Source organism: Mycobacterium sp. WMMD1722 (assembly GCF_049315205.1).
Classification (GTDB): Bacteria; Actinomycetota; Actinomycetes; order Mycobacteriales; family Mycobacteriaceae; genus Mycobacterium.
In genome coordinates, this window is the sequence record NZ_CP186056.1 from 3,508,923 (window position 1) to 3,522,289 (window position 13,367).

General features: G+C 69.8%; 13 protein-coding genes. 5 read left to right on the top strand and 8 right to left on the bottom strand.

Translation table 11 applies throughout. The features are described 5' to 3' along the window. Positions 1-25: 25 nt before the first annotated feature. Positions 26-1,267, top strand: a complete 1,242-nt coding sequence (locus ACN27E_RS16800; protein WP_422749929.1) for an acyl-CoA dehydrogenase family protein — start codon at positions 26-28, stop codon at positions 1,265-1,267. Then, a complete protein-coding gene (locus tag ACN27E_RS16805) occupies positions 1,264-2,055 on the top strand; it encodes a tyrosine-protein phosphatase (RefSeq protein ID WP_422743144.1) in 792 nt (263 codons plus the stop codon). Before ACN27E_RS16800 ends, ACN27E_RS16805 begins: the two co-directional genes overlap by 4 nt. Positions 2,056-2,418: 363 nt before the next feature. Here the strand turns inward: ACN27E_RS16805 and ACN27E_RS16810 are convergent, their stop codons facing one another. Further along, complete coding sequence (locus ACN27E_RS16810; RefSeq protein ID WP_422743145.1) at positions 2,419-3,018, bottom strand: TetR-like C-terminal domain-containing protein; 600 nt, start codon at positions 3,016-3,018, stop codon at positions 2,419-2,421. Between the two features lie 49 nt (positions 3,019-3,067). On the opposite strand from ACN27E_RS16810, the gene ACN27E_RS16815 reads away from it, so the two are divergent. From ACN27E_RS16815 to ACN27E_RS16825, 3 genes are read left to right on the top strand one after another with little or no spacing between them, the layout of a single operon-like run. Beyond that, the gene (locus ACN27E_RS16815; RefSeq protein ID WP_422743146.1) at positions 3,068-4,183 is read left to right on the top strand and encodes a hypothetical protein; all 1,116 of its coding nucleotides are present in this window, start codon (positions 3,068-3,070) and stop codon (positions 4,181-4,183) included. A gap of 10 nt (positions 4,184-4,193) precedes the next feature. Beyond that, positions 4,194-5,171: a TIGR03617 family F420-dependent LLM class oxidoreductase gene (locus ACN27E_RS16820; protein ID WP_422743148.1), complete on the top strand. Its 978-nt coding sequence runs from the start codon at positions 4,194-4,196 to the stop codon at positions 5,169-5,171. A 1-nt stretch (position 5,172) separates the two neighbouring features. Next, a complete protein-coding gene (locus ACN27E_RS16825) occupies positions 5,173-7,533 on the top strand; it encodes a PEP/pyruvate-binding domain-containing protein (protein ID WP_422743150.1) in 2,361 nt (786 codons plus the stop codon). 33 nt (positions 7,534-7,566) lie between these two features. Here the strand turns inward: ACN27E_RS16825 and ACN27E_RS16830 are convergent, their stop codons facing one another. The 7 genes from ACN27E_RS16830 to ACN27E_RS16860 form a co-directional block, all read right to left on the bottom strand. Beyond that, complete coding sequence (locus tag ACN27E_RS16830; RefSeq protein WP_422743152.1) at positions 7,567-8,052, bottom strand: DUF456 domain-containing protein; 486 nt, start codon at positions 8,050-8,052, stop codon at positions 7,567-7,569. Further along, positions 8,049-8,753: a haloacid dehalogenase type II gene (locus ACN27E_RS16835; RefSeq protein WP_422743154.1), complete on the bottom strand. Its 705-nt coding sequence runs from the start codon at positions 8,751-8,753 to the stop codon at positions 8,049-8,051. Before ACN27E_RS16835 ends, ACN27E_RS16830 begins: the two co-directional genes overlap by 4 nt. Before the next feature lie 121 nt (positions 8,754-8,874). Beyond that, positions 8,875-9,837, bottom strand: a complete 963-nt coding sequence (locus ACN27E_RS16840; protein ID WP_422743156.1) for an NADPH:quinone oxidoreductase family protein — start codon at positions 9,835-9,837, stop codon at positions 8,875-8,877. A 6-nt stretch (positions 9,838-9,843) separates the two neighbouring features. Beyond that, complete coding sequence (locus ACN27E_RS16845; RefSeq protein WP_422743158.1) at positions 9,844-10,710, bottom strand: SDR family oxidoreductase; 867 nt, start codon at positions 10,708-10,710, stop codon at positions 9,844-9,846. A gap of 89 nt (positions 10,711-10,799) precedes the next feature. Next, on the bottom strand, positions 10,800-11,567 hold the full coding sequence (locus ACN27E_RS16850) for an SAM-dependent methyltransferase (protein WP_422743160.1): 768 nt from the start codon (positions 11,565-11,567) through the stop codon (positions 10,800-10,802). Positions 11,568-11,577: 10 nt separating this feature from the next. Beyond that, positions 11,578-12,531, bottom strand: coding sequence for a class I SAM-dependent methyltransferase (locus tag ACN27E_RS16855; protein WP_422743162.1), 954 nt, complete (start codon positions 12,529-12,531; stop codon positions 11,578-11,580). An 86-nt stretch (positions 12,532-12,617) separates the two neighbouring features. After that, complete coding sequence (locus ACN27E_RS16860; protein ID WP_422743164.1) at positions 12,618-13,250, bottom strand: TetR/AcrR family transcriptional regulator; 633 nt, start codon at positions 13,248-13,250, stop codon at positions 12,618-12,620. Positions 13,251-13,367: the final 117 nt, after the last annotated feature.

The following is a 13,367-nucleotide window of genomic DNA, read 5'->3' on the forward strand; positions in this document are numbered from 1 at the left end:
TATCGTGGCGGTCATGGACTTCGCGATGTCGGCAAAGGCGCAGGACTACCACCAGCGGCTCACCGATTTCATGACCGAGCATGTGTTTCCGGCCGAGGCGGAGTACCACCGCTACCGCGAGGAGATGGGCCCCAAGGACCACACCGTCCCTCCGGTGGTCGAGGACCTCAAGGCGATCGCCCGGCAGCGCGGGCTGTGGAACCTGTTCCTGCCGTCGGTCTCGGGTCTGACCAACCTCGAGTACGCCCCGCTGGCCGAACTCTCGGGGTGGAGTTCGGAGATCGGGCCCGAGGTGCTCAACTGCGCGGCACCCGACACCGGCAACATGGAAACGCTGCATCTGTTCGCCACCGAGGAGCAGCGCCAGCAGTGGCTCGAACCGCTGCTGGCCGGCGAGATCCGCAGCGCCTTCTCGATGACCGAGCCCGCCGTCGCCTCCAGCGACGCCCGCAACATCGAGACTCTGATCCTGCGCGACGGTGACGACTACATCATCAACGGGCGCAAGTGGTGGACCACCGGCGCGGCCGACCCGCGCTGCAAGATCCTCATCGTGATGGGCCGCACCAACCCCGACGCGGCCAGCCACCAGCAGCAGTCCATGGTGCTGGTGCCCATCGACACACCCGGGGTGAACATCGTCCGTAGCACCCCGGTGTTCGGCTGGCAGGACCAGCACGGCCACTGCGAGATCGAATACGACAACGTCCGGATCCCGGCGAGCAACCTGCTCGGCGACGAGGGCTCCGGCTTCGCGATCGCCCAGGCGCGGCTCGGACCGGGCCGCATCCACCACTGCATGCGCGCTCTAGGTGCGGCCGAGCGGGCGCTGGCGCTGATGGTCGACCGCGTGCAGAAGCGGGTCGCCTTCGGCAAGCCGCTGGCCGAGCAGGGCGTGGTGCGGGAGGCGATCGCCAAGTCCCGCAACGAGATCGACATGGCCCGGCTGCTGTGCCACAAGGCGGCCTGGACCATCGACCAGCAGGGCAACAAGGCCGCCGCAGTCCTGGTCAGCCAGATCAAGTCGGTGGCGCCGCAGGTGGCGTGCGATGTGATCGACCGCGCCATCCAGGTCCATGGCGGTGCCGGGGTGAGCGACGACTTCCCGCTGGCCCGGCTGTACGCGTGGCACCGGGCGATGCGGCTGTTCGACGGACCCGACGAGGTGCACATGCGCACCATCGCGCGGTTCGAGCTCGGGCGGGAGAAGTCGCCGTTCGCCGCGGCGGTGTGCCGCCCATCGAACACGGCGGTGACCGGAGCGTGACGGCGGATCTCTCGGGCGCCTGGAACTTCCGCGACGTCGCGCAGGAGACCGGCGTCCGGCCCGGGCTGTTCTTCCGGTCCAGTGAGATCAGCGCGTTGGACCAGGCCGGCCGCGCGACGCTGGCCGCCCTGGGGGTCGCCGACGTCGCGGATCTGCGCTCGCCGCGCGAAGTGGAGCGCCGCGGACCAGGCCTGGTCCCGGACGGCGTCGAGGTGCATCTGCTGCCGTTCCCCGATGTGTCGGCGGTCGACGGTGAGGCACCGCACGAGGCGTCCTTCCAGCGGATGATGACCGAGAAACCCGACGACGAGGACGTGTCGCTCGCCGCGGCGCGGTTCATGACCGAGGAGTACGAACGCTTCCCGACTCTCGGCGGCGCCCAGCGAGCGGTGCGCCGGGTGGTCACCCTGCTGGCTGACCGGCGACCGGTGCTCGCTCACTGCTTCGCCGGCAAGGACCGCACCGGGTTCACCGTCGCCACGGTGCTCGAAGCCGTGGGGGTGGACCGCGACGCGATCGTCGCGGACTTCCTGCGCAGCAACGATGCGGTGCCGCAGTTACGAGAGCAGATCCTGAAGTCGTTGCGCGACCGGGCTGCCGAGACGCCCGAGGTGATGACCTTCGCCGAAGCCCGGCTGACCGACGAGGTCCTCGGGGTGCGTGAGGAGTACCTCGACCGGGCGCGGCACACGATCGTGTCGCGGTACGGCTCGCTGCAGGACTATCTGCAGACCGCAGGGGTGACCGGCGAGGAGATCACCCGCCTGCGGGACGCGCTGCGCGGCTGATCGCGTAACGTCACGGCGCATTTCGCGACCGATTTCCGCCGTGGTGTCACGCGAACGCATGATGTCAGTGATCACCGGCATGCTTCCGCCATGGACGAGCCATTCCGCGCGAGCGCTGCTCTCGCCGCGGGCACCCTGACGCGCCACGCGCTGCGGACCCGTGGCCACGGTGTGCTCGCCGGCTTCTCGGCTTCGGCGCTGCACGGGCGCCCGCTGGATCGACGCGCACACCGAGGGAACTGTGGTCAGGCGGCTGTCCCTCGCCTGGGCACAGCGGACGCCAGCGATTTCGTAACGCCAGGGCGATATTTGGGCGCGGTATCTGCCGTGGCGTTACGCAACTCTCCGCTTGACGCTGCGCGGTCAGCCGTCGGGCCAGCGTTCGGCGATCATCGCCGTCAGCGCGTCGACCCACGCGTCGTCGAGGGCGGCGTCGTGGCGGATCAGGAGCCGGAAGATCGCGCTGCCCGCGACGACCTCGGCGAGCATCGGCAGTTGGTCGCCGCCGCGGCGTTCCTGTCCGAACCGGGTCTCGAAGGCGCTCAGGCTGCCGGTGAGACGCGCGATCATCATCGCGTGCAGGTCGGGGTCGGCGACGGTGTCGGCGATCAAGCCCGGCAGCGCGGCGCGCACCTCGGGCCGGTCGAACATCTCCCGGGTCACCTCGACGAGTGCGCGGATGTCGTCGCGGACGTCCCCAGAGCCGGTTGGTGCGGACAACGCCACGTCGGAGAGCACCGCCTCGTGCACGAGGTGGGCCTTACCCGACCACCTCCGGTAGATCGCGGCCGTGGTGGTTCCGGCGCGGGCGGCGATCGCCGACAGCGACAGCGCGGAATAGCCGGTCTGCAGGATCAATTCGCGGGTGGCAGCGACGATCGCCGCGTCGATGCGGCCGTCGCGGGGCCGGCCCGGCGCCGGACGCGCAGGGGCCTTGCCATCTCCGTCGCGATCTGCTGTCATGATCTCCGTTAATTCCGATGCAGCACGCATCGTATCTGATGGAGACGCTGTGAGCCTCAGCCCGCTCGACGAGTACCCGATCCACCAGGTGCCCGCGCCGATCGCCACACCGGCCACCTCGGACCGCAACTTCTACGACCGGTCCTACTTCAACGTGCTCGACCGCGCCGGCGGGTTCATGGCGCTCACCGGCATCGGCTACTACCCGCGCCTCGGCGTGAAGGACGCCTACTTCCTGATTCGGCGCGGCGACACCCAGACCGCCGTGCACTTCAGTGATGCGCTCGACGACGACCGCCTGCACCAGCACGTCCGCGGCTACCGGCTCGACGTCGTCGAACCGCTGCAGGAGCTGCACCTGACCGTCGCCGAGACCGAGGGCATCTCCGCCGACCTGACCTGGCGTGGCCTGTTCCCCGCCGCGCTGGAACGCCCGCACGAGATGGTGACCGAACGCCGGGTCACGTTGCAGGCCTGTCGGTTCGCCCAGGTGGGCTCCTGGACGGGCTGGATCGAGGTGGACGGCGACCGGCTGACCGTCGACCACACGACCAGCGTCGGCAGCCGTGACCGCAGCTGGGGCATCCGGCCCGTGGGCGAGCCCGAACCCGCGGGCAGGCCGGACACCTCATTCGGCGGCATGTGGTGGCTCTACCTGCCGCTGGCGTTCGACGACTATCAGCTGTTCCTGATCCTGCAGGAGGATCCCGACGGACACCGCAGCCTGTACGACTGCACGCGGCGCTGGCGGGACGGCCGGGTCGAGCAGCTCGACGGTGTGCGCGCGACGATCGACTACATGCCGGGCACCCGGATCCCGCGCGGCGCCCGCGTCGAGTTCATGAACCGCGCCGGGGAGCGGACCCGCCTGGACGTCGAGTCGAAGCTGTTCGCGCCCATCGCCTTCGGCTCCGGATACGGTGGCGATTCGTCGTGGGCGCACGGTACGTGGAAAGGCGGGCCGTTCACCCAGCGCGTCGACTTCGACCTGACCGACCCGGCCGTGATGGCGCGGGCGCCGTTCAGCCTGATCGACCACGTCGGCACGGCGGTCTGCACCGAGGCCGACGGCCGCCGTAGCGAAGGCGCCGGGCTGTTCGAACACGGCGTGATCGGCCCGCACCACCCGTCGGGGTTCTCCGACTGGACCGACGTCGCGGAATAGGGGACGGTCGATGAAAGTCATGACGGCGCTGTTCGGACCGACCGATGCAGTCGAACGAGCCGCGGTCCTGCGCGAGGCCGGGGCCTCGGGCGTGTTCACCTTCGAGGGCCCGTTCGACGTGTTCACGCCCCTGGTGCTGGCTTCGACGGTCAAGGGTCTGGACCTGATGTCCAATGTCGCGATCGCGTTCCCGCGCAACCCGATTCAGCTCGCCCACCAGGCCAACGACCTGCAACTGCTCTGCAAGGGCCGATTCGTCCTGGGATTGGGGACCCAGGTGCGCGCCCAGATCGAGAAGCGCTACGGCGCCGCGTTCGACCACCCGGTGGCGCGGATGAAGGAATTGGTGGGCGCGCTGCGCGCCATCTTCGCGGCGTGGAACGAGGGGGAACGGCTCGACTTTCGCGGCGAGTACTACCGCCACACCCTGATGACGCCGACCTTCGTCCCCGGCCCCAACCCCTACGGCCCTCCCCCGATCTACCTCGGCGCGCTGGGCCCCCGGCTGACCCGGGCCACCGCCGAGGTGGCCGACGGGCTGCTGGTCATGCCGTTCGGTACCAAACGGTTCCTGCACGAGACCACGCTGCCCGCCGTCCGCGAGGGGCTGATCGCCGCGGGCCGGCGATGGGAGGATTTCGCGGTGGTGCCCGAGATCATCGTCTCGGTCGGTGAGAACCACGACTCGACGCGAATGCTGTTGGCGTTCTACGGTTCCACCCCCGCATACCGGCCGGTGCTCGACGCCCACGGCTGGGGTGATCTGCAGCCCGAGCTCAACGCGATGTCCAAACAGGGTCGCTGGCAGGAGATGGCCACGCTGATCGACGACGAGATCCTGCACACCATCGCCGCCTGCGGCACCCCCGCCGAGGTGGCCGCGCATATCCGCGGCCGCGTCGAGGGAGTGTCCGACCGGATCTGTCTGTATCAGCCTGGGCCGATCGCGGTGGACGCGCTCGCTGAGATCGTGGATGCGTTGCGCTGACATGTCGCCCACCGCAGTCGACTTCGACGACATCACCGACGACCGCTTCGGCGGTAAGGCGGCCGGCCTGGCCGAGCTGCGCCGCCTCGGACTGCCCGTACCGGTCGGCTTCGTCCTCGCCGACGCGTCCGCGCCCGGCGCGCTGGACGACGCGGTCGCCCGGTTCACCGCGATATCCGGGCCGGTGGCCGTGCGCTCCTCGGCGGTCGGCGAGGACGGCGCCGACCAGTCCTTCGCCGGCCAATACGACACCGTGCTCGGTGTGGATTCCGTCGACGCCTTCACCGCTGCCGTGCACACCTGCACCGAATCCGTGCGCTCCCAGCGGGCGTCGTCCTACAGCGGACACCGGGCAGCGACCATGCACGTGGTGGTGCAGCAGATGGTCGACGCCCGCGCCGCGGGCGTGGTGTTCACCGCCGACCCGGCGACCGGCCGGCGCGACCTGATGGTGATCGACGCCATCGCCGGACTCGGTGAAGCGCTCGTCGACGGCTCGGCCTCCCCCGATCACATCCTGCTGCATCCCGACGGCTCCACCGCGGTATACGAAACCGGTGCGGAGCCGGTGCTGTCGACCGACGAGCTCGCCGCGGTCCGCAGCGGGGCGCTGCGCGCCGCCCAGCACTGGGGCAGGCCGATGGATCTGGAGTGGGCGATCGACCGGTCCGGGACGCTGTGGTGGCTACAGGCGCGCCCGATCACCACACTGCCCGGCGATCTCAACGAGATGGACTCCCCGGTGGCCGGCCCGGACCATGTCTACACCCGCTGCAACATCGGCGAGATGATGCCGGGTGCGTTCTGCCCGTTGACCGCGTCGGTGTCCGGATATGCCATCGACTACGCCATGCAGACGACGCAGGTGGTGGCCCGGGCCCAGGCGCGGTACGAGACGCCGTGGCTGCAGGTCGGGTACTTCTACGGTCACATGTTCCTGAACCTCACCGAGGGAACGGCGTTGAGTTCGGGCATCCTGGGCAACTCGCGCGAACAGTTCTCCATGTCGATCTGCGGCCGGGTGGTCGATGAGCTCAAGGCCAAACCGCCGCAACCGTTCTCGCGCCGTCTCGTCAACACCGTCCGGCTCACCTCGCACGCGCTCTCGGCCGGACCGGCCATCCGCGCCCTGGAGAGCCGGATCGGCGGGTGGCCGGTGCCGACGGGCCGGGACCCCCGCCAGATCCTCGACGAGATGGAGCGCGGCGTCGACCTCTACTGTGACGTCACCCTGACGCACGTCCGGTCGTCCTCACGCGCGGCGGTGGCCGCGAACATCCTCGAGAGCACCGTGATCCGCCGCGCGGTCAAGGCCGGGCGCAGCGAGGACGACGGCCGGGCCGAGGCGATGCGGCTGATGGCCGGCGCCACCGACGTGGAGAGCGCGATGATGCTCGACCAGTTGCACGCGGTGGTGCAGGAACTCGCCGCCGACGGCGACGCCGCCGCACGGTTCCTCGCCACAGCCCCGGATGATGCGGTCACCACGCTGCGTGCGCGATCCGGTCCCAGCGCAGAGGCCCTGCAGCGCTTCTTGGCCCGGCACGGTCACCGCGGATACCGCGAGCTGTGCATGCGGGACCCGTCCTGGGCCGACGATCCGGCCGGGCTGGGGTCGATGATGCAGACGATGCTGCGCGCCGCACTCGACCCGGCCGAGCGGGGGCCGGTGCACACCCGGACCGGCGAACGCCCGCCCCGGGCGGTGCGGATGCTGGCCCGGCTCGCCCAGGGCGGCGCGCGGGGTCGCGAGGAGACCAAATCGAAGATGGCGTTGATGGCCCACGCCCTCAAACGCGGCTACCGGCACCTCGGCGAGGTGTTGGCCGGCTCCGGCCGGCTGCCCGACGCCGATCTGGTCTTCTTCTTCGACCGGTCCGAACTCCCCATCGTCGTCGCCGACGTGGACATCACCGACCTGGTGCGGCGGGCGCAGGCCCGTCGAGAGGCACTGGCGTTCCAGGACGCCCTGGAGTTCGAGGACGTCTCGGTGGGACGGCCCACCCCGGTGCTGGCCCCGCCGCCGGGCGCCGTGGCCGACGACCGGATCGTCGGTCGACCGGCGGGCCGGGGCGTCGTCGACGGGGTTGTCCGGGTGGCGAAGTCGATCCGCGATGCGCGCGAGGTGCAGCGCGGAGAGATCCTCGTCGCACCGGTGACCGATGTGGGTTGGACGCCGTACTTCACCGTGATCGCCGCGCTGGTCACCGACATCGGCAGCTCGGTGTCCCACGGCGCGGTGGTGGCGCGCGAGTACGGCCTGCCGTGTGTGGTGAACACCCTGGTGGCCACCCAGGTGTTGCGGACCGGTGACCGGGTCCGCGTGGACGGCGACCGCGGCGTGGTGACCCGGCTCGACTGAGTACCGGGACCACCGACTACCGGGACCACCGCATCACTGCGTCAGGTACACCCCGACCACCCACGCCGTCGTGGCCAGCAGGGCGCCGGCCAACTCCACCCCCATCGACAGCGCCACCCCTTTGATCGCATGCACCGTCGAGGCCCACGCGACCCGCTGATCCCGCCGCACGCCGAGCTCGGCGAGGTAGATACCACCGACGAAGCCGATCACCAGCCCGATCACCGGGATCACGAAGAACCCCACGACACCCAGCACAGCGCCGACCACCAGGCTGGTCGTGCGCACGTCGGCCGCGCGCATCCGCCGCATCGGCCAGAGGTACTTGATCAGCAGCGACGTCCCGAGGATCACCGTGACCACCCCCAGGGTCACCCAGGCCGCGGTGCGCTGTTCGACGAACGCCCATACCGCGATCGCCGCGTACACCAGCAGGGTGCCCGGCAGCAACGGCACGACGATGCCGATGATCCCGATCGCGATCGCCAGCGCGACGAGCACGATCCCGCCGGCGCTCATGCGTCCAGCCTGGTCGCGAGCTCCACGAAATCGCCGGCGACGAGGTCGAATTCGCCGTCGTCGTAGCGCGGCGGCCGACGGCCGGGCCCGCGCTCCAGCGGACGCTCCACATACGCGGTGCGCAGCCCGGCGTCGCGCGCGGCGCGCAGATCGCTCGGGTGGGCCGCGACGAGCATGAGCTCCTGCGGGGCGACGTCGAGCAGCGCTGCGCAGCCGAGATACACCTCGGGATCGGGTTTGTAGTGCCGGAACAGCTCGGCCGAGATCACGCAATCCCATGGCAACCCGGCGTGTTTGGCCATCTCGGTCAGCAGGGAGACGTTGCCGTTGGACAGCGGGGTGATGACGTAGCGCTGTTTGAGCCGGGTCAGCCCGGCCACCGAATCCGGCCAGGGGGCGAGCCGGTGCCAGACCCGGTTGAGATCATCGATGTCTTGCGCGCCGACCCCGGGGATGTCGCCCAGCAGCGAGACGAGCATCTCCCGGTGCAGATCGTCGAGTTTCGTCCAGGGCAACTCGCCGCGGCGCACCCGGTCCATCGCCGGAACGTATCCGCCGCGCCAGTCGTCGGCGAAGGCCGCCCAGTCGCGCTGCACACCGTGCCGCCGGCCGAACGCCTCGGCCTCGGCGATCACGCTCGCTCGCCAGTCGACGACGGTGCCGAACACGTCGAAGGCGAGCGCCCTGATCTTCGTCAACATCGTCGGTTCCTCGCGCAAGCGCTCGTCAGCACTGTCGGTTCCTCGCGCAAGCGCTCGTCAGCACTGTCGGTTCCTCGCGCAAGCGCTCGTCAGCACTGTCGGTTCCTCGCGCAAGCGCTCGTCACGGCACCAGCACCAGCTTTCCCCGCACCTTTCCGTCGGCCAGCGCCTCGAGCGCGTCGCGCCCCTCGGCCAACGGATAGCGCACCGGTGGCGGCGGACGCAGCCCGGCCTCGACCAGCTTGCCCAGCCCGAAACCGAACAGCGACTGCGCGCCGGGGTGGCGGTTGACGAACTCACCCCACCCGACACCGATCACCGACACATTGCGCAGCAGCAGCCGGTTCACCTTGACCGTCGGGATACCGCCCGCGGCGAATCCGATGACCAGCAGCCGGCCCTCGGTGGCCATTGCGCGCACCGCGTCGTCGAACGCCGGGCCGCCGATCGGGTCGACGACCAGGTCGACGCCACGGCCGTCGGTGGCGTCCCTGACCGACTGCAGCCAGCCGTCGGTCAGCGGCAGCACCACATCGGCGCCGAGGGACGCCACGAAGTCGGCGGCCTGCGGGCGGTGCACCAGCGCGATCACCCGGGCCCCGAGTGCCTTGGCGATCTGCACCGCCGCGGTGCCGACCCCGCCGGCCGAGCCGAGCACCAGCACGGTCTCCCCTGGCCGCAATGCTCCGCGACGGACCAACGCGAAGTACATCGTGTAGTAGTTGCCGAGCAGCGCCGCCGCGGACGCATCGTCGATGCCTTCGGGAGTCGGCACCACACTGTCCGCAGCGACGGCGACCCGCTCGGCGTACCCGCCCAGCATGGTGAACGCCGAGACCCGTTGTCCGACAGCGAGACCGGAGCCAGCGGGCGCCGAACGCACCGTGCCGGCCACCTCCATGCCCGGCACGAACGGCGGCTCGAGGCGCATCTGGTACTCGCCCCGCAGCAGCAGCAGATCGGGGAAGCAGACGCCGGCAGCGCCGACGTCCACCACCACCGAGCTCTCCCCGCCTGCGTCCTCGACATCGGTGTAGTCGAGCCCTGACGGGCCCGAGAGTTCGCGTGCGAGAAGCGCTTTCACGGTCAGCTAGCCGAGTTTGAAGCTGGCCTGCTGCGCCGCGGACAGATCGGTGATCTCGCCCCACTTGCCGGCGACGTCGTCGACCGACGGCACCCCCTGGCTGAACGTCACACCCTCGTTCTGGAACAGCGCGGCCCGCTGCACCTTCCCGCCACCGACGATGAACACCGACGCGGTGTCGGGCACCTCCTCGGTCATCAGATAGGCCACCACCGGCGCCACGTACTCCGGCGTGAGCTTCTCGAACACCTCGGGCGGCAGGATGTCCTGCGTCATCCGGGTCGCCGCGATCGGGGCGACGGCGTTGGTCTTGATGTTGTACTTCGCGCCCTCCTGGGCGAGCGTGTTGATCAGGCCGACCAGACCGAGCTTGGCGGCCCCGTAGTTCGCCTGACCGAAGTTGCCGAACAGCCCGCTGGTCGACGTCGCCACCACCACGCGACCGAAATTGTTCTCGCGGAAGTGCGGCCACGCCGCCCGGATCACGTTGTAGCCGCCGTAGAGGTGGACCTTGAGCACCGAATCCCAGTTCTCGAACGACATCTTGTGGAAGGTGCCGTCGCGCAGGATCCCGGCGTTGCTCACCACACCGTCGACCTTGCCGAACTCGTCGACCGCGGTCTTGATGATGTTCTCGGCGCCCTCCGCTTCGGCGACCGAATCGTAGTTGGCCACCGCGCGGCCACCGGCCGCCTTGATCTCCTCGACCACCTGATCGGCCATCGCCGATCCGGCTCCCGTGCCGTCGCGCGCGCCGCCGAGATCGTTGACCACGACGCTGGCGCCCTCGCGGGCCAGCGTCAGCGCGTACTCACGGCCCAGACCGCCACCTGCTCCGGTGACGACGATGACGCGATCCTGCACTCCTGACATGGGGTTCCTCTCGGCGATGTCGGCCAGTTCACCCTTAGGTATACGGCGGCGACATCGGCGGCGGAACGCCGGGTCGGGTATCGCGGGTACTAGGCGATCTTCTCGGCGGTGGCCAGGATCGCGTGCTCGGACAGCTCGGCGCGGTGGGCGGCCAGTTCGGGCAGCGAACGGGCCTCCACCACGTCGGTCCACCAACCGCGGGAGGTGAGCCAGTCCGCCGCATCCGAACGGCCCGCACAGCGGCCCAGCGCGTCGTCGTAGGCCAACCGGCTGCCCGCGGCACTGAGCCCGTCGATCTGGGACATCAACGCGTCCTGGGCGTCATCGGGCAGCGGCAACAGCGCCTCGGCCAGCCACACCGTCGGCTCGTTGTGGTTGAAGCCGGCATCCCACAGTGCGCGCGGCCACGAGGAGCCTGCCTCCGCGGCGACCGGACGCCAATGCGCCGGCCGGGACGCACCGTGAGCGTCCAGCACCGCCGACTTGAAGCTCAGCACCTTGGGCCATTCGACCTCGAAGATCGTGGTGTCGTCCGGCCAGCGCAGGCGGAAGGCCCGGGTGTCCAGGCCGGCGGCCAGGATCACGCACTGCCGGATCCCGTCGCGTCCCGCGTCCTCGAGGAAGGCGTCGAAGCGGCGGCTGCGCAGCGCCTGGTAGTCGGCGAGCACGTGGTGCGCAGCCGCCAACGCCGGCACCTCGTCGATCAGGGCGGCCGAGCGCCGCAGGACCGCGGTGATCTCCGGCGTGCCGATCAGCACGGCCGTCAGCGCATCGTCGCACCCCGAGGCGCTGGCCACGGCTGCAGCGGTGAGCACCGACGCCGGGCTCACTCCACCGATGACACCCGTCGACTCCACCCGGGCGTCCCTACGCTTTCCGCTCGGCGGTGACGAAGTAGGAGAACCCACCCTGGCTGTCGTCGTCCTGCGTGAACTCCTCGGGCAGCACCCAGCGGTCCAGGCGCCGCATCTCGTCCTGCGAGCGCACCGCGGTGGCCGACCACCCGTGCGCGTTGAGCCAGTCGTCGACCTCGGCGCGGTCGGGGTCCTCGTAGATCAGTTCCTGGATGTCGAGTGTGTCGGTCAGGCCGAACTTCTCGGCGATGCGCTCGAAACGCTCCCGCATCTGCTGGCGCTTCTCGTCGTCGGACTGGAAGCCGGCGGTTTCGGCGGCGATCCGGCTGCCCGGCGCCGACAGCTCGGTGACCTGTTCGAACAGCCGGTCCTGCGCGTCGGCCGGCAGATACATCAGCAGCCCCTCGGCGAGCCAGGCGGTGGGCACCGACGGGTCGAAACCGGCGTCGCGGAGCGCGGTGGGCCAGTCGAAGCGCAGATCGATCGGCACCTCGCGCCGCTCGGCGACCGGGCTGACGTCGTGCTCAGCCAGCGTGGCCGCCTTGTACTCGAGCACCTTGGGCTGATCGATCTCGTAGACGGTGGTGCCGTCGGGCCACGGCAGCCGGTAGGCCCGCGAATCCAGGCCGGAGGCCAGGATGACCACCTGGCGGATGCCCGCATCGGCGGCGGCGGCGAAGAACGCGTCGAAGAAGTGCGTGCGCACCGCCTGGTAGTTGTTCATATGGGTGAAGATGGCCGCGGCCTCGGCATCGGCGTCGGCGACCTTGGCGACAAAGTCGTCGTCGAGCACCGATTCCCAGACGCCGGTGCCGGCCTTGGCGACCAGGATGCGCGCATACGGATCCCGGATCAGGGGGGCGTCGCTCGCGGTCTCGGCCGCGCGCGACGCGGCGACCATGACCGCGGTCGATCCGACGCTGGTCGCGATGTCCCAGGTGTCGTCGTGACTGCGCAACGAACTCATCGAATCCCCTTCTGCCAGCCGAGACCGTCCATGCTAGCGAAGGAGCTTAGTCAAGCTATGCGAGTGTGCGCGATGTCACCGCCGACTCAGTTGAGCTGCCACAACTTGTTGGCCATCAGCAGCTCGAACTTGTCGACGATGTCGTCGAGCTCCTGGTGACTGCCGACGTAGCCGGCGTAGAAGCCCATCCCCCACATGACCGCGACGAGCATCTCCACCAGCGAGTCGATATCGGTGTCGGTGCTCAGCTCGCCGCGCTCGATCGCGTCGTTGACCGCCCAGGACACGAACGACCGGGACATCCGCAGCGCATCGTGCTCGTCGCTGCGCAGATCGGGGTGGCGCTGCGACTCGAGCACCGAGGTCACCAGGAACGCCGCCGCGGAGCGATCCTCCGATTCGGCGTGCATGGCCGCCGAGAAGAACGCCGACAGCCGGCCCAGGAGCGAGGTCACGCCCCGGGCCCGTTCCATCCCGGCACTGATCACCAGGGCGTTGGTCTGTTCGACGACCTCCCGGTACAGCACCCGCTTGCTCGAGAAGTAGTGGTTGATCGCGGGGCGGGTCAGATCGGCACGGATCGCGATAGCCTGGAAAGTCGCTGCGTCGTAGCCGAGTTCGCTGAACACTTCTCTTGCAGCGCGCAGAATGCGTTCGCGCGTCTCCGCCGCCTTCGCTGCAGGAGGCCGTCCTGGTCCTCTGCTGGCAGTGTGGGGCACATCGAAATTGTGCCACAACTCACCTGCGCCCCCGGCACTCGCCGCCCGACATCCCGGCTGAACGGCGATTCTCAGCAAACTGTTAGGTGCCGGGATGTGTCCGCGAACCCGTCCTGA

Bases quoted from the DNA above. Each gene is read 5' to 3' on its own strand.
- ACN27E_RS16845 (WP_422743158.1), bottom strand. From the start codon at position 10,710: ATGTCAGGAGTGCAGGATCGCGTCATCGTCGTCACCGGAGCAGGTGGC.
- ACN27E_RS16820 (WP_422743148.1), top strand. From the start codon at position 4,194: ATGAAAGTCATGACGGCGCTGTTCGGACCGACCGATGCAGTCGAACGA.
- ACN27E_RS16835 (WP_422743154.1), bottom strand. From the start codon at position 8,753: ATGTTGACGAAGATCAGGGCGCTCGCCTTCGACGTGTTCGGCACCGTC.
- ACN27E_RS16810 (WP_422743145.1), bottom strand. From the start codon at position 3,018: ATGACAGCAGATCGCGACGGAGATGGCAAGGCCCCTGCGCGTCCGGCG.
- ACN27E_RS16830 (WP_422743152.1), bottom strand. From the start codon at position 8,052: ATGAGCGCCGGCGGGATCGTGCTCGTCGCGCTGGCGATCGCGATCGGG.
- ACN27E_RS16855 (WP_422743162.1), bottom strand. From the start codon at position 12,531: ATGAGTTCGTTGCGCAGTCACGACGACACCTGGGACATCGCGACCAGC.
- ACN27E_RS16800 (WP_422749929.1), top strand. From the start codon at position 26: ATGTCGGCAAAGGCGCAGGACTACCACCAGCGGCTCACCGATTTCATG.
- ACN27E_RS16825 (WP_422743150.1), top strand. From the start codon at position 5,173: ATGTCGCCCACCGCAGTCGACTTCGACGACATCACCGACGACCGCTTC.